Source organism: Shewanella sp. NKUCC06_TVS (assembly GCF_019345515.1).
Lineage (GTDB): Bacteria > Pseudomonadota > Gammaproteobacteria > Enterobacterales > Shewanellaceae > Shewanella > Shewanella oncorhynchi.
In genome coordinates this window covers 74,607-98,106 of record NZ_JAHKQX010000006.1, presented here as the reverse complement: position 1 = coordinate 98,106, position 23,500 = coordinate 74,607, and the positions used below count along the sequence as shown (strand labels likewise).

At 39.2% G+C, this 23,500-nt stretch carries 22 protein-coding genes and 1 pseudogene; 21 read left to right on the top strand and 2 right to left on the bottom strand.

Translation table 11 applies throughout. The features are described 5' to 3' along the window. The first annotated feature begins 292 nt into the window (after window positions 1-292). The 19 genes and pseudogenes from KO531_RS08590 to KO531_RS08500 all read left to right on the top strand — a co-directional run. On the top strand, window positions 293-3,031 hold the full coding sequence (locus KO531_RS08590) for an SLBB domain-containing protein (RefSeq protein ID WP_219250928.1): 2,739 nt from the start codon (window positions 293-295) through the stop codon (window positions 3,029-3,031). A gap of 225 nt (window positions 3,032-3,256) precedes the next feature. After that, a complete protein-coding gene (locus KO531_RS08585; protein ID WP_131523100.1) occupies window positions 3,257-3,616 on the top strand; it encodes a four helix bundle protein in 360 nt (119 codons plus the stop codon). Between the two features lie 167 nt (window positions 3,617-3,783). Then, window positions 3,784-4,749 (top strand): Wzz/FepE/Etk N-terminal domain-containing protein, encoded by a 966-nt coding sequence (locus tag KO531_RS08580; protein WP_219250927.1) that lies wholly within the window; start codon window positions 3,784-3,786, stop codon window positions 4,747-4,749. A gap of 97 nt (window positions 4,750-4,846) precedes the next feature. Further along, window positions 4,847-5,836, top strand: a complete 990-nt coding sequence (locus KO531_RS08575; RefSeq protein WP_219250926.1) for an exopolysaccharide biosynthesis polyprenyl glycosylphosphotransferase — start codon at window positions 4,847-4,849, stop codon at window positions 5,834-5,836. Between the two features lie 37 nt (window positions 5,837-5,873). After that, window positions 5,874-6,962, top strand: a complete 1,089-nt coding sequence (gene rfbB, locus KO531_RS08570) for a dTDP-glucose 4,6-dehydratase (protein WP_219250925.1) — start codon at window positions 5,874-5,876, stop codon at window positions 6,960-6,962. Window positions 6,963-7,038: 76 nt separating this feature from the next. Next, window positions 7,039-7,914, top strand: coding sequence for a glucose-1-phosphate thymidylyltransferase RfbA (gene rfbA / locus KO531_RS08565; protein ID WP_219250924.1), 876 nt, complete (start codon window positions 7,039-7,041; stop codon window positions 7,912-7,914). Window position 7,915: 1 nt separating this feature from the next. Beyond that, window positions 7,916-8,320 (top strand): FdtA/QdtA family cupin domain-containing protein, encoded by a 405-nt coding sequence (locus KO531_RS08560; protein WP_219250923.1) that lies wholly within the window; start codon window positions 7,916-7,918, stop codon window positions 8,318-8,320. Continuing rightward, window positions 8,314-8,832 carry a GNAT family N-acetyltransferase gene (locus KO531_RS08555; protein WP_219250922.1) on the top strand — a complete coding sequence of 173 codons (519 nt, stop codon included), beginning with the start codon at window positions 8,314-8,316 and terminating at the stop codon, window positions 8,830-8,832. The genes KO531_RS08560 and KO531_RS08555 overlap by 7 nt, the downstream gene beginning before the upstream one ends. After that, complete coding sequence (gene phbB, locus KO531_RS08550) at window positions 8,829-9,536, top strand: acetoacetyl-CoA reductase (protein WP_219250921.1); 708 nt, start codon at window positions 8,829-8,831, stop codon at window positions 9,534-9,536. Before KO531_RS08555 ends, phbB begins: the two co-directional genes overlap by 4 nt. 32 nt (window positions 9,537-9,568) lie before the next feature. Then, window positions 9,569-10,672, top strand: coding sequence for a DegT/DnrJ/EryC1/StrS family aminotransferase (locus KO531_RS08545; protein ID WP_219250920.1), 1,104 nt, complete (start codon window positions 9,569-9,571; stop codon window positions 10,670-10,672). Further along, window positions 10,669-11,919: an O-antigen translocase gene (locus tag KO531_RS08540; protein ID WP_219250919.1), complete on the top strand. Its 1,251-nt coding sequence runs from the start codon at window positions 10,669-10,671 to the stop codon at window positions 11,917-11,919. The genes KO531_RS08545 and KO531_RS08540 overlap by 4 nt, the downstream gene beginning before the upstream one ends. Window positions 11,920-12,005: 86 nt before the next feature. Beyond that, on the top strand, window positions 12,006-12,479 hold the full coding sequence (locus KO531_RS08535; RefSeq protein ID WP_346345243.1) for a DapH/DapD/GlmU-related protein: 474 nt from the start codon (window positions 12,006-12,008) through the stop codon (window positions 12,477-12,479). A 7-nt stretch (window positions 12,480-12,486) separates the two neighbouring features. Next, window positions 12,487-13,425 (top strand): glycosyltransferase family 2 protein, encoded by a 939-nt coding sequence (locus tag KO531_RS08530; protein ID WP_219250917.1) that lies wholly within the window; start codon window positions 12,487-12,489, stop codon window positions 13,423-13,425. Between the two features lie 33 nt (window positions 13,426-13,458). Next, entirely contained in the window at window positions 13,459-14,685 is a 1,227-nt protein-coding gene (locus tag KO531_RS08525) for a hypothetical protein (protein WP_219250916.1), read from the top strand. Window positions 14,686-14,692: 7 nt separating this feature from the next. Further along, window positions 14,693-15,475 carry a glycosyltransferase gene (locus KO531_RS08520; RefSeq protein WP_219250915.1) on the top strand — a complete coding sequence of 261 codons (783 nt, stop codon included), beginning with the start codon at window positions 14,693-14,695 and terminating at the stop codon, window positions 15,473-15,475. Beyond that, the gene (locus KO531_RS08515; protein ID WP_219250914.1) at window positions 15,475-16,221 is read left to right on the top strand and encodes a glycosyltransferase family 2 protein; all 747 of its coding nucleotides are present in this window, start codon (window positions 15,475-15,477) and stop codon (window positions 16,219-16,221) included. Before KO531_RS08520 ends, KO531_RS08515 begins: the two co-directional genes overlap by 1 nt. A gap of 1 nt (window position 16,222) precedes the next feature. Then, a complete protein-coding gene (locus tag KO531_RS08510; protein WP_219250913.1) occupies window positions 16,223-17,389 on the top strand; it encodes a nucleotide sugar dehydrogenase in 1,167 nt (388 codons plus the stop codon). A 36-nt stretch (window positions 17,390-17,425) separates the two neighbouring features. Then, on the top strand, window positions 17,426-18,436 hold the full coding sequence (locus KO531_RS08505) for an NAD-dependent epimerase (protein WP_219250912.1): 1,011 nt from the start codon (window positions 17,426-17,428) through the stop codon (window positions 18,434-18,436). A gap of 180 nt (window positions 18,437-18,616) precedes the next feature. Beyond that, window positions 18,617-18,760 (top strand): annotated as a pseudogene (locus KO531_RS08500) (GDP-mannose 4,6-dehydratase); the annotation flags it as partial. A gap of 87 nt (window positions 18,761-18,847) precedes the next feature. On the opposite strand, the gene KO531_RS08495 reads toward KO531_RS08500, so the two are convergent. After that, window positions 18,848-19,498, bottom strand: coding sequence for a HutD family protein (locus KO531_RS08495; protein WP_251068896.1), 651 nt, complete (start codon window positions 19,496-19,498; stop codon window positions 18,848-18,850). 198 nt (window positions 19,499-19,696) lie between these two features. Beyond that, the gene (locus KO531_RS08490; protein ID WP_113940966.1) at window positions 19,697-20,149 is read right to left on the bottom strand and encodes a copper resistance protein NlpE; all 453 of its coding nucleotides are present in this window, start codon (window positions 20,147-20,149) and stop codon (window positions 19,697-19,699) included. Between the two features lie 259 nt (window positions 20,150-20,408). Between KO531_RS08490 and KO531_RS08485 the strand changes: the two genes are divergently transcribed. After that, window positions 20,409-21,950 (top strand): DUF3369 domain-containing protein, encoded by a 1,542-nt coding sequence (locus KO531_RS08485; protein WP_219250911.1) that lies wholly within the window; start codon window positions 20,409-20,411, stop codon window positions 21,948-21,950. Further along, on the top strand, window positions 21,947-23,317 hold the full coding sequence (locus KO531_RS08480) for a GAF domain-containing sensor histidine kinase (RefSeq protein WP_219250910.1): 1,371 nt from the start codon (window positions 21,947-21,949) through the stop codon (window positions 23,315-23,317). Before KO531_RS08485 ends, KO531_RS08480 begins: the two co-directional genes overlap by 4 nt. The last annotated feature ends 183 nt before the right edge of the window (window positions 23,318-23,500 follow it).

Genomic DNA, 23,500 nt, shown 5'->3' with positions numbered 1-23,500 from the left:
TGAAAAATATGAATTTTCGCATTGCGAAGGGCAATATAGAAGCCGCAATCTATGGGCGGTAGCGTGTCTGAAAGACATCGAATGAAATAGTTTCATTCGTTAAGCGGACGCCGAAGGCCTCTGACCGCTACGCGGATCGGTAGCGTGTCTGAAAGCAAAGAAGGACGGCCCGCTACTTCGTGGCTCTAGGTCGCTTCGCTCTAGACTCTAGCACCTAGCTATCGTGCAGTGACGCTCTGTTTTTTCTAGCAACTCTGCTTTTTATCATTTTCAATCCAATCGGAGATATCTGGTGTTACAACAAATCAAAAAATTCATCATAGTAGGCCTTGGCGCCACAATATTGATGGGCGCTCAGGTTCATGCCATTACGCCATCTCCACAAATGATTGAGCAGTTCAAGCAATTACCGAAATCTGAACAGGCAAGGCTTGCTAAGCAATACGGTATTGATCCTAATATGCTTTCAGGCTCTCAGGCCCAGACTCAGGTTACAAATCCTGAAGTCGTAGGGGCAAGAGACACCAATACTCGTGTGTCAGATGCCGATAAGAAAGCAGCTAAAGCTGAATTAGATTTTTCTGAAGATACCAGCAAAACAAAATTGCGTCGTTTCGGTTATGAGATGTTTGCTGGCGAACCTAGCACATTTGCACCAGTGTCAGATGTACCGGTTCCAGGAGAGTATCTCGTCGGTCCAGGCGATAACATTAAAGTTCAGCTTTATGGTAAAGAAAATAAAGAGTATGACCTAGTTATTAACCGTGAGGGGGTTATTCAGTTCCCTGAGCTGGGTCCAATACCTGTCATGGGGCTTAGTTTCTCTGAGCTCAGAGACTCTTTATCCCAGCGTATTAGTCAGCAAATGATAGGTATTGAGTCCAACATCACTATGGGTGAATTGCGCTCGATACGCATTTTTGTGGCCGGTGATGCCTATAAACCAGGTTCGTATACGGTTTCAAGTTTATCAACTATCACTCAGGCTTTGTTTGTTGCTGGTGGTGTTAACGAGATCGGTTCATTACGTAATGTACAGCTGAAACGTAATGGCAAACTAGTTGGTACTTTAGATCTTTATGACTTGCTAATGCGAGGTGATGCGTCGGGGGATTTAAGACTCCATTCTGGTGATGTGGTGTTTATTCCTTCTATCGGCGGTCTTGTCAGCGTAACAGGCGAAGTGAGACGTCCTGCCATTTATGAGTTAAAGCACAATGAGAGCATGGCTGACGTTATCGCAATGGCTGCTGGGTTAAATACCGGGGCATATCCTAAAAGCAGTTCAATAGAGCGTTATAATAGTAAATCTCTGAAAACCATAGTGAACGTAGACTTAACTTCTGAGCAAGGTCGAAATACACCAGCCAAAGCAGGTGATATTGTTCGCGTAAAAAGTGCGTCGGAGCAATACGAGAGTGCCATCACCATAGCCGGGGCTGTTGTTCGTCCGGGTAAATATCAATGGTTTGCTGGTCAAAAAGTGAGTGACGTATTACCTTCTCTGTGGGGGGACTTAGCGGCTTCTGCTGATCTTGATTATGCAATTGTGATCCGTGAAGTGAATCAATACGGTGATATTGAAGTGCATCAATTCTCACCAGGGAAAGCGATTAGTGCTAAAGAAAGTGACCAAGATCTTAGCTTAAATGCGCGTGATAAAATTATCCTGTTTAATTTTTCAGATGATATACAGAATCGCTATGAGCTAAATAAATTAGTAAAAGAGCGTGTTGGAAAAGTCACTTCTTTAAATACGAGTAATCTTTTAGGTTCAGATTTATTTAAAGCGGGGTTTGTTCAACTCGATAAAACTAGGTTATCGCAACGTTCTGACCTTGCTGGTGTAGTGCTCACAGATAAGAAAGAGTCTGAAGAAGCAGAGGTTGTTAAAGGGGTCGTCAATAAAATGTTGGCTAATTTATTTGACGATACAGAACTACTTAAACTCAGTAATCAGATGGGCCGTCAAGAATTACTGTACCCTGTAATGGTTAAATTAAATAGCCAAGGGCGAGCAGGCTCGGGTATTCAAATTGTTGCTATTGATGGACAGGTCAGAGAGCCAGGAGTATATCCGCTGACTGTGGGTGCTCGTGTTAATGATTTAGTGATCGCTGCGGGTGGCTTAAAAGAAGGTGCTTATACCGCAAGAGCTGAATTAACCACCACCTCAACCGATATCAATGGCTCAAAAGTTGAGCATAATAATCTTGACTTGACTCAAGCCTTACAAGGAGTTGAAAGCGCGAATATCCGTTTAACTGGGCGTGACATGCTAACAGTGATGACGACTCCTGATTGGCAAGAATCTAAAGTTGTTGAAATTCGGGGCGAAGTAAAATTCCCTGGGCGCTACAATATCCGCCGCGGTGAAACACTAAATGATTTAATCGCTCGTGTCGGTGGGTTTACTGAATATGCTTATTTACCTTCTGCAGTATTTGTTCGGGATTCTGTGCGTCAACAAGAGCAGATTGAGATTAAGAAGTTAGCCGATCAATTGCGTCGTGATATCGCGACGCGTGGAGTATCTAAAGACGGTGCGGTTGTTAATTATGCGGATGCGCAATTAATGTTAACCGATTTAGAAAATATAAAGGCTGTAGGGCGCCTCGTTGTCGACTTACCTGCAATTTCATTAGGGATTGAGCAAGCTAATATACAGCTTGAAGATGCCGATATCCTCTATGTTCCATCGACTAAACAAACTATTGCAGTGATGGGAGAGGTTCAGCACCCCGCAACTCACAGATTTAAAGATGGCTTAACTTTAGACCAGTATTTAGCTATGTCAGGTGGTGCGCGTAAACGTGCAGATGAAGATCGCACTTATGTTATTCAAGCAAATGGCTCAGTACTCATGCCTGGTCGTTCGAGTTGGTTTAGTAGTGAAGACCAGTTACAACCAGGTGATACCATTATTGTGCCATTAGATACGGAATATAAAGATAACCTAAGTCTCTGGACACAGATCACGGGTATTATCTATAACACCGCCGTCGCTGTATCAGTTATCGCAGGGCTGTAGAACTAAGGGGCTAGGAAAGCCGCGTTGCGACTACAGAACGTCACTACGTGACTTGCGGATGTTACTAGGATAACGGAACGTCACTACGTGACTCACGGATAACGGAACGGGCTTCGCCCTTACGGTAAAAGCATTGTCTGTTATCCGTAAGCACAGCGTTCCGTGAGTGAGACTGCGAACGTTCCGTCAACCGTGATTGGTTTTAAATTTTTCCAAGGAATGGATATGAAGTTTCAAAAGCTAGAAGTCTGGCAACTTAGTTACGAATTATCATCTTCTATTTATATAGCAACAAAAGACCTTCGAGATTGGGGCTTCAGAGATCAAATTACTCGGTCTGGCCTTTCTGTCCCGTCAAATATTGCTGAGGGAATGGAACGTTATGGCGCTAAAGAGCAAATACAGTTTTTATATATTTCTAAAGCTTCGCTTGCGGAATTGATTACGCAAGCCATGATTGGTAAAGATATTGGTTATTTAGAACCAAATTATGTTGATGATTTACTAATAAAAACTGAAAGAATATCCGCCATGCTAGCTGGGTTAATCAAATCGATTAAAGGTCGAAATTCAGAAAATAAATAAGCGCACGCCGCTTTGCGGCTACAGAACGTCACTACGTGACTAACGGAACTGGCTTCGCCCTTACGCTAAAAGCATTGTCTGTTATCGTAAGCGCAGCGTTCCGTGAGTGAGACTGCGAACGTTCCGTTAACCGTCTACGAGAACTTACATAACGAGATAAGTTTTAAATGTCTAATGAAATAAACAAATATATACAAGATGCAAAGTTTCCGCCGGCTGTGCAAGACGACGAAATCGATCTTCGCGAGCTTTTTTCTGTCATCTGGCAAGGCAAATGGTTAATCATTGTCATTACGGCAGTATTCGCTATTGGTTCTGTGGTGTTTGCGATAATGCAACCCAATATCTATAAATCTGAGGCATTGCTGGCCCCAGCAGCAGAAGAGCAAGGTGGTGGGTTAAGTGCATTAGCCTCTCAATTTGGCGGTTTAGCCAGCTTAGCTGGAGTGAATTTAGGCAGCAAAGGCGGTACAGATAAAACTCAGCTTTCAATTGAAGTATTAAAATCCCGTCAATTTACCAGTGATTTCATTCAAAAACATAATATTCTTGCTGATTTAATGGCTGCAAAAAAGTGGGATCGAGATTTAGATATAATCGTATACGATGCGGATCTTTATGATGTTAAATCAAATCATTGGGTACGCAAAGTTGACCCTCCACTTAAACCTGAACCTTCAATGCAAGAAGCCTATAAAGTTTTCAGCAAAATATTAGCTATTAATACGGATAAAGAAACTGGAATGGTGACGCTATCCATAGAACATATATCTCCAAGCGTTGCAAAACAATGGGTTACTTGGTTAGTCGAAGATATCAATAAGGTTATGAAAGAGCGTGATGTTGCCGAGGCTAATCTTAGTAGTGAGTTTTTAAATAGGCAAATTACCTTAACTAATGTCGCTGATATTAAAACGATTCTCTACAAATTGATTGAAGAACAAGCTAAAACTATTATGTTCGCTGAAGTACGGGATGAATACGTCTTTAAAACCATAGATCCAGCATTAGTGCCTGAAGAAAAGGCAAAACCTAAACGCGCATTAATTTGCGTATTAGGCTCTATGCTTGGCAGTATGTTAGGTGTGATGTTTGTTTTAATAAGGCACTTTGCTCGTAAACAGAGTGTATAGAATATCAACGTAGGGTTTCCGCATTTGATTTTAAAGTCATATAGCTGTGCTCTGCATGCCATAGGCCATCCTAATGGTTAACAAATTAGGTCTTTGTATGAATTTACGAGTAAATGAAATAGTAGATGCCGAAGAGTTTCAACCAATTAAAACAGTAATTAAACGTTTTAAGTCAAAACGACAGGTACTAACTCAGGAGGTAATTTATGTCTATTGCCCAAAAGATAGGGAGTTAGAGATAGGTGAGATTATTGATGATTACTCATTCGATATGGTCGTTAATGATTACAGCATTACTGATTTAAGTTGCAAAGTGATTTGCCATTTTGAAAGTGCGCGTTTAACCAAAGAGCAAAGGCAATTCTTGGTTAAGGCTACTGAATTAGGAGCTTGGGTTGAACCTTTGGTCAGTTATCTGGATGAGAGGTTGGGTTATACTGAAGTACGCTTACTTCATAGTGGTTATTTTTTGCACCAAAAAGCATTTTCCATTTTATCGACTAAACGCACCCAACTAGCTAAACGTGTAATAGACTTATTTGCAGCCTTTTTGCTCTGCTCCATCGCTATACCGATTGGCTTGATTACTGCTTTAGCAATTAAATTAGAAAGTCCAGGGCCTGTGTTTTATAAGCAACGGCGTACTGGGCAATATAATGATGAGTTTGAGGTGATAAAATTCCGCTCTATGCGCAGTGATGCTGAAAAAGCTGGAGCACAATGGGCAACGCAAAATGATGTTCGAGTAACTAAAGTGGGTAACTTTATTCGCAAAACCCGTATTGATGAATTACCTCAGATAATCAATATTCTTAGGGGGGAAATGTCAATAGTAGGGCCAAGACCAGAGCGGGAAGTATTTATTGATGAGCTTGAAAAGGAAATACCTTATTATCGTTTTCGCCATGCGGTTAAGCCAGGAGTTACAGGGTTAGCCCAAGTCAGTTATCCTTATGGTGCATCAGTTGAGGATGCTGTTTGGAAACATAAATATGATATTTATTATATTAAGCATCATAGCTCACTGTTGGATATTAAAATTTTACTAAAAACGGTGAAAGTTGTGTTATTTGGTATGGGTAGATAGCTCTAGCTCTTATTTATAATTATGTAGGTCAGATTTAATGAATATTTTAGTTACTGGTGGTGCAGGTTTTATTGGCTCTGCAGTAGTTCGCCATATTATTGGCAACACCCAAGATTATGTGATTAACGTAGATAAACTGACGTATGCAGGCAATCTTGAGTCACTTGTAAGCGTAGACAAAAATGAAAGATACGCGTTCGAGCAAGTTGATATTTGTGACAGAGCAGAACTAGATAGAGTATTTGCACAGTATCAACCTGATGCAGTTATGCATTTAGCGGCAGAGTCTCATGTCGACCGTTCAATTACTGGTCCATCAGATTTTATTCAAACCAACATCGTTGGTACTTATACTCTGCTTGAAGCTACACGTGCTTATTGGAGTAGTTTATCTGACCAAGCAAAAAATGCCTTTCGCTTCCATCATATTTCCACTGATGAGGTTTATGGCGATTTACCGCATCCTGATGATATTGAAGATGGTACGGAGCCTTCAGCGAATAAAGAGTTACCATTATTCATTGAAACAACACCTTATGCTCCTAGCAGTCCGTATTCAGCTTCTAAAGCATCAAGTGATCACTTAGTTCGTGCATGGTTACGTACCTATGGCTTACCTACCATAGTGACTAATTGCTCCAACAACTATGGTCCTTATCACTTCCCTGAAAAGCTGATCCCGCTAGTGATCCTTAATGCACTAGAAGGAAAGCCATTACCTATTTATGGCAAAGGTGATCAGATCCGTGATTGGCTATATGTAGAAGACCATGCTCGTGCACTCTATAAAGTTGTTACAAGTGGCAAAGTCGGTGAAACCTATAATATTGGCGGTCATAACGAAAAGCAGAATTTTGAAGTGGTACAGGCCATCTGCAGTATTTTAGATGTTTTAATGCCTAAAGATACTCCTTACGCTGAGCAAATAACTTATGTCACAGACAGACCCGGCCATGATCGACGCTATGCCATAGATGCTACGAAAATGAGTAATGAGCTTAACTGGCAACCAGAAGAGACCTTCGAAACCGGCCTTCGTAAAACCATTGAATGGTATTTAACGAATCAAGAGTGGTGTCAGCATGTCCAAGATGGTAGCTATCAGCGAGAGCGTTTAGGCATTTAATCTCTTTTATTATTTTGTTTTATGTCCTAGTTTTTCTTTAAACCTAGGATCTCTTTATCTAGGAACTGATTTTAATATGAAAGGAATTATTCTCGCTGGCGGTTCTGGTACTCGTTTGTACCCGATTACTAAAGGGGTTTCGAAACAGCTATTACCTGTCTACGATAAACCCATGATTTATTATCCCATTTCTGTACTAATGCTGGCAGGGATACGGGATATTTTAATTATCACTACGCCTGAGGACCAATCTTCATTTCAACGTCTACTTGGTGATGGCAGTGATTTTGGCATAAATCTGCAATATGCCGTGCAGCAAAGCCCTGATGGTTTAGCACAAGCATTTATTATTGGTGAAGAGTTTATTGGCAGCGATAGTGTGTGTTTAGCCCTTGGGGATAATATTTTTTGGGGGCAAGGTTTTTCACCCATACTTAAAAAAGCTGCTGCAAGATCAACTGGAGCAACAGTATTTGGTTATCAAGTGAAAGATCCTGAGCGTTTTGGCGTGGTTGAATTTGATCAAAATCAAAAGGCCATTAGTATTGAAGAAAAACCCATAAAACCCAAATCTAATTTTGCAGTGACAGGCTTATATTTTTACGATAATCGAGTTGTGAATATTGCAAGGAATGTTAAGCCTTCATCGCGTGGCGAATTAGAAATTACTAGTATTAATCAAGCTTATCTGGAAATCGGTCAGTTAAATGTTGAAGTCTTAGGCCGCGGCTTTGCTTGGCTTGATACAGGAACATATGAAAGTCTTTTAGAAGCGGCAATGTTTGTTGAAACGATTGAGAAAAGGCAGGGCTATAAAATCGCCTGCTTAGAAGAAATAGCATGGCGAAATACGTGGTTGAATGAGGAACACATATTAAAGATTGCAAGTGCAATGGCTAAAAATAGTTACGGTCAATATTTGCTTGATTTGCTAAAAGATAAAAGGATGTAAAATGAGCCTGGTTACTTTAATTGATTTTCCTGAACTTGGTGATACTCGTGGAGCATTGATTGCACTAGAAGCAAATAGACATATTCCATTTGATATTAAACGGGTTTACTACATTTATGGTACAGCTAAAGGAACTGCACGAGGTTTTCATGCTCATAAAGCACTTAAGCAAGTCGCTATATGCTTAGTTGGTTCTTGTCGTTTTTTGATGGATGATGGAGTTGCAAAGCAAGATATAATACTGGATTCATGTAAACAGGGTCTTCTAATTGATACATTACAATGGCATGAAATGTATGACTTCTCTGACGATTGTATATTGTTAGTGCTTGCAAGTGATATCTATGATGAATCAGATTATATTCGTGATTATTCAAATTTTCTAGAAGAGGCTTCAAAATGTTAGTATCAAAGTCAATTAGAATTAGATTAGTAGAAGAAAGTGATGCTGCGTTTATTTTAAGTCTTAGGCTTGATGATAATTATAATCAGTTTTTATCTAAAGTTAGTGCTGATCTGGATGCACAGAGGGACTGGATCACTGAATATAAAAAGGATGAAGTTGGGGGTAAACAATTTTATTTTATAATAGAGAAGTTGGATGGGACGGCATGTGGTACCGTTAGGGTCTATGATTTAAGAGAAGATTCGTTCTGCTGGGGGAGTTGGATCCTTAATGAGAAAAAAACAAGATATGCTGCTATAGAAAGTGCATTATTAGTTTATGAGTTTGGTTTTAGACACTTAAATTTAAATAATTCACATTTTGAAGTAATGAAAGAAAATTGTAAAGTTATTAGTTTTCATGAGAAATTTGGAGCTAAATGCATAGCTGAGGATAGTAATAATTTTTATTTCACTATAAATAAAAAAGATGTTGCTGACAGTTTTGAAAGATTTAAGGCACTGGTATTATGAGAGTTGCATTAGTTACGGGTGGTACAAAAGGTATTGGTGCTGCAATAGTTAATTCTCTCAGCAATAGCGGTTGCTTTGTTGTTGCGACCTATAATACTACAGAGCCAAACTGTAAAAAGGATAATGTTATTTTTAAAAAACTTGATGTTACCTGTGCCAAGAGTTGTCATCAATTATTGACTGAATTGGATGAAGAGAATGCTTATCCTGATATTCTAATAAATAATGCAGGTATAACAAAAGATGCAATGTTCCATAAAATGACCAGTGAAGCGTGGAAGGATGTTATCAATGTAAATCTGTTATCATTATTTAATTTAACTCAACCCATATTTATTAAAATGAAAGAGAAAGGGTTTGGGAGGATTGTTAATATTTCGTCCATTAATGCAAATAAGGGGCAGATAGGTCAAGTCAATTATTGTGCTGCAAAAGCGGGTATCCAAGGATTTACAAAAGCATTGGCACTTGAAGGTGCTAGATATGGTGTTACGGTCAATACTATATCACCAGGTTATACAGAAACCAGTATGGTTAGTGCAATAAAACCTGAAATTTTAGATAAAATAAAGCAAACTATTCCAACCGGACGTTTAGCTCATGTTGATGAAGTCGCTGCTGCCGTATGCTATTTGGTTTCAGATTTAGCTGCTTATACAACTGCAGCTAATATCGAAGTCAATGGTGGTATGTATAGCTCATAGTTTTAAATTTATATTCTTATTGGTAAGGTAAAATGATAAATTTCCTTGATTTAAAATCTATTAATACACAACATCAGCAAGAGCTAAAGGATGCGTGTGCTCGAGTAATTGATTCTGGTTGGTATATTATGGGCAATGAACTTGCTCAATTTGAAGCCGAATTCGCTGCTTATTGTGGTACTAAACATGCGATTGGTGTTGCTAATGGCTTAGATGCTTTAATTTTAGTACTCAGAGCTTGGAAGGAGTTAGGTAAATTAAAAGCCGGAGATGAAATCATAGTGCAAGCTAATACCTATATTGCCTCTGTATTAGCTATCACCGAAAATGGTTTTGTTCCGATTTTGGTAGAGCCTAATCCCGTAACATTCAACTTAGATCCTGAAATTGTCCGTGCAGCTATAACTCCTAAAACTAAAGCTATTTTGCCTGTGCATCTATATGGCCAAATTTCACCAATGCTAGAAATTATGGCGATTGCCGAAGAGTTTAATTTACTAGTATTAGAAGATTGTGCGCAATCTCATGGTGCAGAAATTAATGGTAAACGTGCGGGTAATTGGGGACATGCGGCAGGATTTAGCTTCTATCCTGGTAAAAACCTTGGTGCACTTGGGGATGCCGGTGCTATTACTACCAATGACGATGATCTAGCACAAACTCTTAAGGCACTTCGTAATTATGGCTCCCATAAAAAATATGAAAATTTATATCAAGGTGTTAATAGCCGTTTGGACGAAATACAAGCTGCTATGCTGCGAGTAAAACTGCCTTATCTAGAAGCTGAAACCACCCGCCGTCAACAAATTTCCCAAAAATATCGCGCAGGTATTACTAATCCGCAGATTATCTTGCCACAAGTAACCGATGAATTAGCCCATGTATGGCATCTGTTTGTGGTGCGTTGTGATCAACGCGAAGTATTGCAGCAATATTTAGCTAATGAGGGCGTTCAAACGCTAATTCATTACCCAATACCTCCACATAAACAGCAAGCGTATAGTGAATTTCAGTCGCAATACTTGCCCCTAACTGAAGTTATTCACCAACAGGTTTTATCTATTCCTTTAGATCCGACTATGAGCGATGAAGTAACTAATCAAGTAATAGCAGTGCTAAACGGTTTTAATGCATGAAGCGTTTGCTAAAAGTAACCGCGATGACAGGGTTATTAACCCTGCTTAAAATGGCGATGGGTTTTGTAATTGCTAAAGTGGTTGCCATATATACAGGCCCAACGGGACTGGCTATGCTGGGTCAAGTACAAAGTATGGTTGGCTGTTTAAACGGTTTAATCAATGCGCCTGTGGGCAGTGGTATTGTCCGCTTTACCGCCGAACATAAAGATCAAGGATATGCAGCTTGTGCCCCATGGTGGCGGGCATCGCTACAATGGGTGCTGATCATTTCGGCCATCGCCATTCCTAGCGGTTTATTATTGGCTGAACATATTGCTAACTGGTTATTTAACGATGCGGCATTGGCATGGGTGGTGATGGCTACTGTATTTGTATTGCCATTAGCAGCAATAGGTACTTTATGTAATTCAGTAATTAACGGCCAGCAACTTTACCGTCGCTATGTGGGCCTTGGTATGCTTTCAGCGCTGATCTCGGGCAGTGTTATGTTGTCCATGATCGCCTTGTACAATATTCAAGGTGCATTACTAGCCGCTGCGGTGCAGTCGGCTTTAATTGGTGTGGTTATGTTGGCCGCAAATTTACGCCAACCTTGGTTTAAATTGCGTTATTGGTGGGGAAAAACCGATAGCAAATCACGCAAAGCGATTGGCAGTTATATGCTGATGGCAGCCACTACCGCCTTAACAGTTCCTGTGTCGCTGATCTTAGTGCGTAATATCTTAATTGACCAAGTGGGCTGGGTGGCCACAGGCCAATGGCAAGCAGTCTGGAAAATATCTGAAGTCTATCTTAGCGTGATCACCATGGCGCTAGGTACTTATTATTTGCCACGCTTGTCATCGTTAAAAGGCGTGGAAACGATTGTTAGTGAAATTAATAAAACTGCACGTGTAATTATTCCTATAGTCTCTGTTATGGCACTTGGCGTATATTTATTGCGGGATGTTGCTATATCACTGTTGTTTACGGAAGAGTTTCGCAGCGCGCGCGAATTATTTGCAATTCAACTAACCGGAGATGTGATTAAAATTGCTAGCTGGTTATATGCTTATCCTATGTTATCCCGTGGTGCTACTAAATGGTTTATGTGCACTGAAATAGTTTTCTCTTTCTCATTTGTCGCCTTAACCTATTTATTTGTTGCTAATATGGGGTTAAAAGGCGCAACTATTGCTTATTTGGTCAATTACTCACTATGTTTTATAACTATCTACGTAAATGCAAAAAAATTCGCCCAATAATCACCATTAAACTACGGAATCTATTTTTTAATTTTTCATATAAATTCGGTCTGTTGCCGGGTGTTGTTTGTAGTGGTAAAGTGAGGGTGGCTCAATCATTAAATATTCAAGGGAAAGGTAGATTCCTTTTAAATAAAGGTTGTATATTAGGTTGTTATCCATCGCCTAATCTCTATCGTGGAGAGTTTTATCTTGAGGCAAGACATTCAACGGCAAAAATTGATATAGGCGAACGTGTTTTTATTAATAATAATGCGAACATCATCGCGGATAAAACAAGCATAACAATAGGTGATGATACATTAATTGGCCCCAACTTTATCTGCTTTGATAGTAATTTCCACTCACTGCACCCAGCGAAGCGCCTAAGCAGCGATTACCAATGTAAACCCGTCAACATTGGCCGTAATGTTTTTATCGGCGCTAACGTGATCATTTTGCAAGGTGTAAGCATTGGTGATAACAGCGTTATTGGTGCCGGTAGCATTATTTCGCAAGATATCCCCGCCAATGTGATTGTGAAAGCTGGGCAGGGCTTGGCTTTTTTTGATTTGAAATGAGATGTAAATGAACACTAATACGGTCAAAAAACATAATAAACAAATCGTCACGGTAGCAGTTATTACCTATCACTCCGCTGCTACAGTACTGGAAACGCTTGATAGTATTGTTAACCAAACTTATGGCCCAGAAAATATCGAATTGATTATCTCTGATGATGGCTCGAAAGATAATACTGTACAAGTAATTAACGACTGGCTAGCACAATACAAAATTAAATTTAACGATGTGAAGTTTTTTGCCAATGAAGTTAACGGTGGCATATCTAAGAACTGCAATATAGTTTGGAAAGCCGCTACATCCGAGTGGATAAAGACTATTGCTGGGGATGATCTATTAACAATTAATGCCTTAGATGATCTCGTTGCATTTATATGCAAGCAAGAGGGTATAGACTGTGTTTTTGGTTTGGTAAAAAAATTCCCCATAGATGATGCTAAATTATATCCTACGAAAGACTCTTATGGAGAAAAATTTTTTAATTTAGATGCAAAAAAACAATTTGAAGCTTTGTTAATTGGAAATGTGCCTCATGCACCAGCTAGCTTTATAAGTAAGAAGTCTCTAAAGAGTATCGGTTATGCAGATCTACAGTTTAAAAATTTAGATGATTATCCATTATGGCTTAAGCTAACTAGTTCTGGGTATAAGTTATATTTGATGAAATGTCTGGTTGTTAAATATAGAGTTTCTGAAAGTATTTCTTTATCATTTAAGAATGCAATTAATATAAATTTAAACAATGAAGTTAGACGTTGTGTCGTTAAGTATAGTTTATTGACCGGACCTATAAAAAAATATCTTATTTTCGTTGATGTAAAAATGTCTTACTTTAATAATTTGATAATTTTGCACATATTTAAAAATAGAAAATCATTTTTTACTAAAGCATTAAAGATAATGTCTCCATTAGGTTTGCTTAGAAGGCTTAGGTTGTTTATATAAACAGAAATGGTAGTTGTATTAATTGACTGAGGCATGTTTAAATTGGATTCTTTTTTTGATTTTTATAAAAGGCATGTTTCATTTGTCTTCATCTTGTTTTTATCTTTATATTCTATACGTTTTGGAATTCCATTATCTGATTATGCTGTCATTGCTTTTATATTAGTTTCATTTTTTAAATATAAGCGTTTATATTTTGATTATGTTCTGGCTCTGTATTGGGTTTGGTTTGCCTTGTCAATTATATCTGTTATTTTTATAAAGGAACAACAATTTTTTAATACTGAGAGTTTTATATTATCCTCATTTAGAAATTGTCTTTTAATTTTAGCAATATCGTTTTTGCCTTTGTGGTTAAAAAGATGGTCTGATAGAATTGATGTAGCATATGGAATTAAATGGTTTTTGTTATTTTGTCCGATTATTCAATTGGTTTTCTTTATTATGTTTAATATGGGATACCATGACTTGTTTAACATAGTTGCTCACGGAGAACAAAGCAATAGACATGAGTGGCTTAATATATATGATTATACTTTGTATATGCGCTTTGGTGGTCTTTTTGAAGAACCATCGTGGTATGGATGGTTCAATGTCTATTTATTTGGTATATTAGTAGCCTTTGAACGATATAGCAAGGTTAAATATTTAAATTTCTGGGAGCTGATTTTAGTTGGAATAGGTTTTATGTTAACCTTTTCTATTGCTGGTATACTATCATTTTTAATTTTATGTTTTCTATCCGTGAGTTCAAAAAAAATACGTTTACTTATTGGCATTGTTTTTTTTATTTTGATTATGGGCGTTTTTATAGCTTTTTATGACAACCCATTAATTGTTCGGATATTGACTATTATTGATGGGAGTGATGGTTCTGCTAATGCTAGAATATTTGGTTCATATTTTAAAGCGGTTAATGTTATTAGCAATTTGCCAATGGGCGCTGGTGTTGGCAATACAATTGAGGCTATAAAGGAATATTTTTACCATGGAAAGTCATCATTAGGTACAGTTTCAAATCAGAATGGATTTATTGAGATTTATTTATCAACAGGCTTATTGCTTGGAAGTCTTTATTTGTTACCTATAATCCTGATGGTTTTTATAGATAAATATAGACTTGTTTTTATTACTATATCTTTGGTTTATTTTACTACTAGTTCGATATATATATCACCAATGTGGATTTTTCTTGCTTTGAGTATATATATTTTGAAAGGTACAAGATTTAGCGATAATCATGATTATTGTATAAGGTGATTATAAAGTGTATTTGTTATCAATTGCAGTATCGACAATATCTAATCGTATTGAAAAAATGAGTTTATTACCTTATGAAGGTGTACAATATGTTATTGTTCATCAAGAACCGGATGAAGTTTCATCTACTTATTTGGAAAGTTTGATTAATAGATCAGATGTTATTTATGTTCCATTAATGGAAAAAGGACTTTCGGTTAGTCGGAATGTTGCTTTAGAGCATGCTGATGGTGACTATGTTATGATCATGGATGATGATGTTACATTTTCAATTGTTGATATATATACTCTCTTGAGTAGAGTTAAAGAAGATGATGTTGATGTTGCAACTTACTACCATAGATATACTAATGGTAATTCTACATTACGGCATAAGAGGACTTTTTGGCATAATAAATTTAATATTGCAAATCCATCATCAATTGATATTTGTGTAAAAAGGAGCTCAATTTTAAAAGCTCATTTAAAATTTGATGAGTTATTCGGTTTAGGTTCGCAATACCCTTCTGGGGAAGAAATGATTTTTCTGTCAGATTGTCTTGATAATCGACTTTTAGTAAAGCGTTATCCAATTGAGATTTGCACACACCCACCTATCACATCCGGGGTTGACTTTTTTTCCACTCAACAAAAAGTAAATGCAAAGAGAGCAATGTTCAGTAGAGTTTACCCCAAAGTAGGGGGGCTTATTTTTATGTTATTTGTGGTTAAAAAGTTTCCAATAGCTTGGCGTGCTGGTTATGGACTGATTTTTATATCTAATGCTATTGATAGTTTGGTAAATAAATAATGTGCGAAGCAAAAGTTTCAATAGTTATGCCTTCTTATAATTCTGCATCCACTATTGTTAGCAGTATTGAGAGCGTGCAAAAGCAAGATTATCCATATTGGGAATTACTAATCACTGACGATTGTTCCACTGATAACACTGTTGAATTAGTAAGACAATTAGCTTTTAGTGATTCTCGTATCAGCATTGAAATTAACCCTGTTAACTCTGGTGCTGGTTTTTCGCGCAACCAGTCTATTCAACGCTCCATAGGCAAGTACATTGCTTTTTTAGATGCAGATGACTTATGGCTCCCCAATAAACTCAACATCCAAGTAGCCTATATGGAGCAAACAGGCGCTCTATTTACTTATACTGCCTACCAAAAATTCTCAGAAGCGGGAATGGGTGGAGAAATCATCCCTCCTATGTGCACAACCCATAACCAACTGCTCTATGGCTGTGTGATCGGCTGCCTCACTGTGATGTTTAACGCCGAAAAGCTTGGCCGCCAAACTATGCCACTTATTCGTAAGCGGCAAGATATGGGATTGTGGCTTAAGTTGCTGAAGCTTTGTGGTGAAGCTCATGGTATTCCTGTGGTGCTAGCACACTACCGTACTGATAGTGGTATGTCTCAAAATAAGCTTAATGCCGCACGTTATCAATGGCGTTTATATCGCGATGTGGTTGGGTTAAATTTACTGCAAAGCGCTTGGTATTTTAGTTGGTATGCTGTAAATGGTTTTATAAAATATAGGAAATAAAATGAAAGTCGCTATTGCAGGTACGGGTTATGTAGGTTTATCAAATGCAGTGCTTTTGGCGCAACATAACGAAGTAGTTGCTGTTGATATTATTGCTGAAAAAGTTAAGCTAGTTAATCACAAACAATCACCTATTGTCGATCATGAAATTGAAAATTTTTTAGCTCATTACGAACTTAATTTAACTGCCACTTTAGATAAGCAGTTAGCTTATAAAAATGCAGAGTTTGTTATTATTGCGACGCCGACTGATTATGATCCTAAAACCAATTACTTTAATACATCCTCTGTTGAGGCAGTGATCCAAGATGTATTAGCGATCAACCCTAATGCGGTAATGGTGATTAAATCCACTGTGCCAGTGGGCTTTACTGCTAAAGTTAAAGATAAATATAATTGTGAAAATATTATCTTTTCGCCAGAATTTTTGCGAGAGGGTAAAGCGCTCTATGATAATTTATACCCATCACGGATCATCGTTGGTGAACGTAGTGAACGTGCTAAAGTCTTTGCCGATTTATTAGTGCAAGGTGCTATAAAGAAGGATATTCAAGTATTATTTACCGATTCGACTGAAGCTGAAGCGGTAAAATTATTTTCAAATACCTACCTTGCGATGCGAGTCGCTTATTTTAACGAACTTGATACTTATGCAGAGACTCATGGCTTAAATTCGAAGCAAATTATTGAGGGAGTGTGTTTGGATCCGCGTATCGGCGACCATTACAATAACCCCTCTTTTGGTTATGGTGGTTATTGTTTACCTAAAGATACAAAACAATTACGGGCTAATTATGCCGATGTACCTAACAGCATTATTGGCGCGATTGTGGATTCTAATACGACGCGTAAAGACTTTATTGCTGATTCAATTCTAAGCCGTAATCCTCGAACAGTAGGTATTTATCGTCTTATCATGAAGTCGGGTTCTGATAACTTCCGAGCTTCAAGTATTCAAGGGATCATGAAGCGCTTAAAGGCTAAGGGCATAGAAGTCATTGTTTATGAACCTGTATTAAAAGAGGCTGAATTTTACCACTCCCGTGTGGTGACAGATCTAGCTGAATTTAAAGTTATGGCTGATGTTATTGTGTCGAATCGCATGGCTAAAGAGCTTGCGGATGTTGTTGGCAAAGTTTACACCCGTGATTTATTCGGTAGCGATTAATTTTGTTGAGTTAAGTGCTGAATTTAGGATGTAAAAATGAAATATTTAGTGACAGGTGCTGCAGGTTTTATTGGAGCGAAGGTTTGTGAAAGGTTGCTGAGTTGCGGCCACTCTGTTACTGGTATTGATAACTTAAATGACTATTATGATGTTTCTCTGAAATTAGCTCGGTTAGCACTTATCGTCAGTGATACTTCATTTACATTTATTAAGTTGGATATAGCGGACCGTGACCTTGTTTCGCGTTTATTTATTAATGAACGTTTTGATCGGGTTATACATTTAGCGGCGCAGGCTGGTGTTCGTTATTCAATTGAAAATCCAATGGCCTATGCGGATAGTAACTTAGTGGGTCATCTTAATATTTTAGAAGGGTGCCGACATACAAAAGTACAGCATTTGATTTATGCTTCATCCAGTTCTGTTTACGGCCTAAATGAAAAAACGCCATTTTCAACCTCTGATTCTGTTGATCATCCTGTATCCTTATATGCGGCGACCAAAAAGTCTAATGAGCTGATGGCACATAGTTATTCGCACTTATACAATATGCCTACCACTGGCTTGCGATTTTTTACTGTGTATGGCCCTTGGGGGCGACCTGATATGGCGCCCTTTATTTTCACTAAGAAAATACTAGAAGGTCAACCAATTGATATAAATAATAACGGTGATATGTGGCGTGATTTTACCCATGTTGACGATATTGTTGAAGGGGTTGTGCGTATCGCAGATGTGATACCTAGGCGTAATGAACTTTGGAAGGTTGAAACCGGCACGCCCGCTGGCAGCTCTGCCCCTTATAAAGTGTATAATATCGGCCATGGAAGCCCGATTAATTTGATGGATTTTATCCAAGAGATTGAACGGGCATTAGGTAGGGAAGCTATTAAAAATTTTAGGGAAATGCAGGCCGGTGATGTTTATAAAACCTATGCTGATACGGCGGACCTGTTCACTGCAACTGGCTATAAAGCTAAAGTTAGTGTTCGAGAAGGCGTTCAGAGTGTCGTAGATTGGTATCGTACTTACTACAAAGTGAGTTAACTTTGCTAGAGCTAATATAGATGTACACGCTTTTATGATGGCCGAATTTATTAGATTCGGCTTTTTGTTTTTCTAACCTTTTACTTGTGGGATAGGTGATATGCGAATACTTATTACGGGGGGGAGCCGGCTTTATCGGTTCTGCCTTGGTCCGTATGCTGATTAAACAAACGACGTTACAGACCTGGGCATGATGTGCGTTATGCTATTGATGCGAGCAAGATCCAGCGAGAACTTGGTTGGCAACCATTAGAGTCCTTCGATTCTGGGCTCAGAAAAACTGTCGAGTGGATAGTGGCTCGGTATTTTAACGCGTCAAATTGAGTAATATTGGAGCTTAACCTGTAAATACTGTTATAGGGGACAGGCAGTAATAGACACTTTAAGCAGTCTACTTGGTCTTGTTGATTTTCACCTTATACCATCCCCTTGTTGGAAAACGAGAACATCATAGGGCATGATCTTGATAGCCTGGCCATTGTGCTCCCATGTCACGGTATCTAAGCAGCAAAGTATTTGGACGATAGGGACGTATGCTTCAGTTTTTTGCAGTTCATTTGGATAGTTGTTTGAGGTTGCAATCTGTTCTTCGATAAATATGTCATCAAAGCTAAGCCTTTGCGTATGCGCTTTAAATGCGCCGCGTTTGGTCATGACATTGAAATCAATAACATCACTGCCTAATAATTGACTTGTTATTGAGGTTTCACCAGCAAAGCAGAATGGGCTATCAGCTGGCGTGAGTCGCTTATATTCAGTTGTATTTGTATTTCCTGATATCTTTTCTCCAGCTCCAAGGCCATTTATCTGTTTTGTCCTTTCATGACTATTGATGCTGAGTTCAACACCATCACCTTTCAGAATGACCAGTTGCCTGTCTATGCCAATAAATGATGAAAAAGGTCCGTTGCTGCTAATACTTGCAATGCTGATCCGATAATCAAATTCAGTAAGTTCGGCATTGATGGGGGAAATGAGTAGCTGTTTTGTGCTTCCACCACCATTTTTCCATGGCGTTGATGGGCAATCTTGATAGCGGATCAGTTGTATGCTGTTATTCAAAATCACCTCTTTATTGGTTAAGAAGGTTTGATTCGCCTTTCTTAGCTTAACAACTTCTAAAGCATGGCTTTGCGATTGCAGAACATTTCTGTGTGACTTATGGATAACGGTACGGAGGCTTTGCTCTTACGTTAAGTACAAAGCCGCCGTTATTCATAATCTAATACCGCAGCTGAGTGCTAGCTGCCAGCTCTGCTTTTATAGACCTTTCTTTTTCAACACATAATTTGCAGCAAGTTCGCCGGTGATCCGTTTGCCTTCAGTGTCTAACATGATCAACTGATTTTCACCGACCAAATATTGTGTACCATCTTCTAGAGTGATTTTCTGGCCCAGTTCGTCCCATGTCACTTTACCCATCAGTTTTAAAATCTTTTCATCTTTACCTAAATAAACTGTTTCTTGAACAAAGCTATTATCAGCTTGCAAAGTGATTAGGGTTTGCATTCCTTCACAACTGGCGCAAGGCAATACACCTTCATAACTACCTGCCCAATCGAGCGAGTTCTGGCTGGTATCACCTACTGGGACGGATTTTGCCGCTTCTGTTTGAGCTTGGGCTGTATTGACTGCCGTTTCTTCTTTTGGGGCTTCTGAGCAAGCCGTGGTGAATAAAGCCAGCAGCGCGATGTAACATAGTGATTTTTTCATAGTAGCTCCAATAGAAATTTTGGGAATTATGCATTACGTGCACTCATCATACCCGCCAAGACTGGGTTAGGCTAACTTTTGCTATTTCTATTTTTATAACAATAGCTTAAGTTGTTTTTGTGTGGGTTTTAAGTGGCCAGTATGTTAGTTGTTAGTCCTAAGCTGTAATTAATGGGATGATAATTTATCCTTTGAAACTAGTCACTTTTAAGATTGAATCTATACTAAAACGTAACTATTCATCGTAAACGGTGGTTTTGTGGCGTTATTTAAGAAAAGTGCTGATGTTATCGAAGATACATCCCATAAGCCTAAACAAGGCATTTGGAAGGTGGCTATTATTGATGATGAACCTGGGATCCATGATGTCACTCGATTTGCGTTAAAAAATCTGACCTTAGATAATCGAGTCTTGCAGTTCTACTCCTGTTACAGCGCTGCTGAAGGTTTAACATTATTTCAAACTGAATCAGATATTGCCTTGGCCTTTATTGATGTCGTCATGGAAACCGATCATGCAGGCTTAGAGCTAGTCCAAAAAATTCGCACTGAATTAAATAACCACAGTACCCGCATCATTTTACGTACGGGTCAGCCGGGGCAAGCACCTGAAGAGCAAGTTATTCGGGATTTTGACATTAACGATTATAAAGCTAAAACAGAGCTCACCGCGGCTCGGCTTAAGTCTTGTGTGTACACGTCATTGCGCTCCTATCGCGATATAAAAATTATCGAGCAAAGCCAAAAGGGGATGGAAAAAGTGATTGCTGCTTCCACCTCTGTACTTAAGAGCCATACATTGCATAACTTTGGTAGTGCAGTGCTCGAACAGACCTTGCAGCTGCTCAATCTTGAAAGCTCGGCTCTTTATCTCACGAGTTATCATCAAGACCTTTACCTCGATACTCAAATGAATCTGCTGGCCGCCACGGGAGATATGATCAGTTACTTTGAAGGTGGCAGCGTTGAGACTCTGCCAGGGGATGTGCGGGAACATATTATTGAAGCGATAGCGCTAAAAACCTCGCTGATCCGTGACAATATTTATGTTGGATTTTATGAGCTTAGTGGCCATGTCACCAGTATTCTCTATTTACAACACAACACTAAGTTAACGGATTTTCAAGTCAGCATTCTTGAGCTATTTGCGGCAAATGTGAGCTTAACCTTTGAGAACTTATCGGGTCGCGAAAATGTGCAGCAGACACAAAGGGAGCTAATTTTAATCATTGGAGATGCCATTGAGCAGCGCAGTAAGGAGACGGGAGCCCATGTGCGCCGTGTAGCGCGCATGACAGAAATGCTCGCGATTGCCATTGGTATGAAGGCAGACTTTATCGAAACCATTCGTTATGCGGCGCCTCTTCATGATGTAGGCAAAATCGGTATCCCTGAGAGTATTTTGCATAAGCCCGGTAAACTCGATGCCGAGGAATGGGCGATTATGCAAACCCACGCAGAGAAGGGTTATAACTTGTTGGTTGGCTCAAATCGTATCATTGCCAAAATGGGCGCTAGAATTGCTTATACTCATCATGAACGTTGGGATGGGCAAGGTTATCCCCGTGGGCTATCGCAGGAAGAAATTCCTATTGAAGGCCGCCTGATGGCGATTGTTGATGTAATTGATGCTTTGCTTTCCAAGCGAAGTTACAAAGAGGCTTGGTCTGTTGGGGCGGTGCGCGAGTACATCTTAGCGCAATCGGGTAAACAGTTTGATCCCATGTTATGTGAAGCCAGCCTTGATTTGTTAGATGTGTTTGCCTCCCTACATATTCATATTCCGGACGAGCCGCTATGACCCGAATGCTTGATCGAATTTTATTTGATGTCAGTAAGTCTCAGGTTATTGATGAGGGTGATCTCATTCAAGCATCACAACTTATCGTGAGCTCAATTTGTAAGGGATTACAGATCTCTCGGGCGGGCATTTGGTTGTTGAGTCCGGATAATCAGAGCATCACTTGTTATTATTCACTCGACAATCAACAGCCACAAGAAGCGTTAGTGCTCACTCGCGCGCAGTTTCCCCATTACTTTAGCTTGCTCGACAATGAGCGCACAATTGTCGCCAATAAGGCGCAAACGGATCCCGCCACTAAAGAATTTGTCGAAACCTATCTGAAACCGAATCAGATCAGCTCTTTGTTGGATAGTCCTATTCGCCACCACGGAAAAATGGTGGGGATTATTTGTTCTGAACATCAGGGCGAGGCGAGGGAATGGACTCGGGATGAGAAGGCCTTTGCCTCGGCACTGGCCGACCTTTTTGGCCGAGCCATGAGTGCTAAAGAGATCATTGAATATCAGCAACAGCTCAAGCTCATTAATACCGATCTTGAGCATCAAGTTGAGCTGCGCACCGCAGAGCTTGAAACGGCATTATCGACTTTAAAATCAACCCAAAAGCACTTAATTGAAAATGAAAAAATGGCGGCCTTAGGCAGCTTAGTCGCCGGTGTTGCCCATGAAGTGAACACCCCCCTTGGCATAGCTGTCACATCCGTGACCCATTGTTTGGATGAGTTATCCCTATTGAAAGGACTCTTTGAGAAAAACGAGCTTGATGAGGATAAATTTGTCTGCTTTATCAATACAATGCAGGATGGTTTATGCTTAATTGAGCGTAACCTTTCCCGCGCTGCAGAACTGGTGCATAACTTCAAGCGTACTGCTGCAGACCAATCGATACTGGAACGCGAGCGCTTTAATCTGAAGAATTATATTTTTCAAATATTTAGTTCATTAAAACCCTTGATGCGTAAGAAAAATATTACTTTAAAAGTTGAACTTGACGATAATATTTTTATTGATTCTTACCCCGGTGCGATCGCACAAATTTTCACTAACTTAGTCGCGAACAGTTTTCGCCATGCTTTTCCCGATGATTTTGTCGGTGATAAGCAAATTGTGATAGTAGTTGAAAAAATGGCTTCGCAGATCAAGATGATTTATGAAGATAATGGCGTAGGTATGTCTGATGAAGTGAAAGCCAAAGCATTCGAGCCCTTTTTTACTACCGCAAGGCAGAGTGGTGGAACAGGTTTGGGGATGTCGATTATTTATAATCTGATCACACAAAAACTGAATGGTAATGTGTCACTCTTCTCTGCGCCTAATCAGGGGTTACGTATTGAGATGCTGATCCCTGAAAGTAGTAAGGGTTGAGATAGGTTAGCGTCTTCTTATATGTTTATTAAGTAAAAGACGAATTGAAATCTTACTGAGACAAAATGGTATTTAGCTTTTGCGGTTTATTATTCTGTTGCGTTGTTTTTCCTGCATTAACAGCCAACAGTCCTGTTATCCGTTCTTCCTGCTCGCGACATTTTGTATGCTACAATCTTGGCA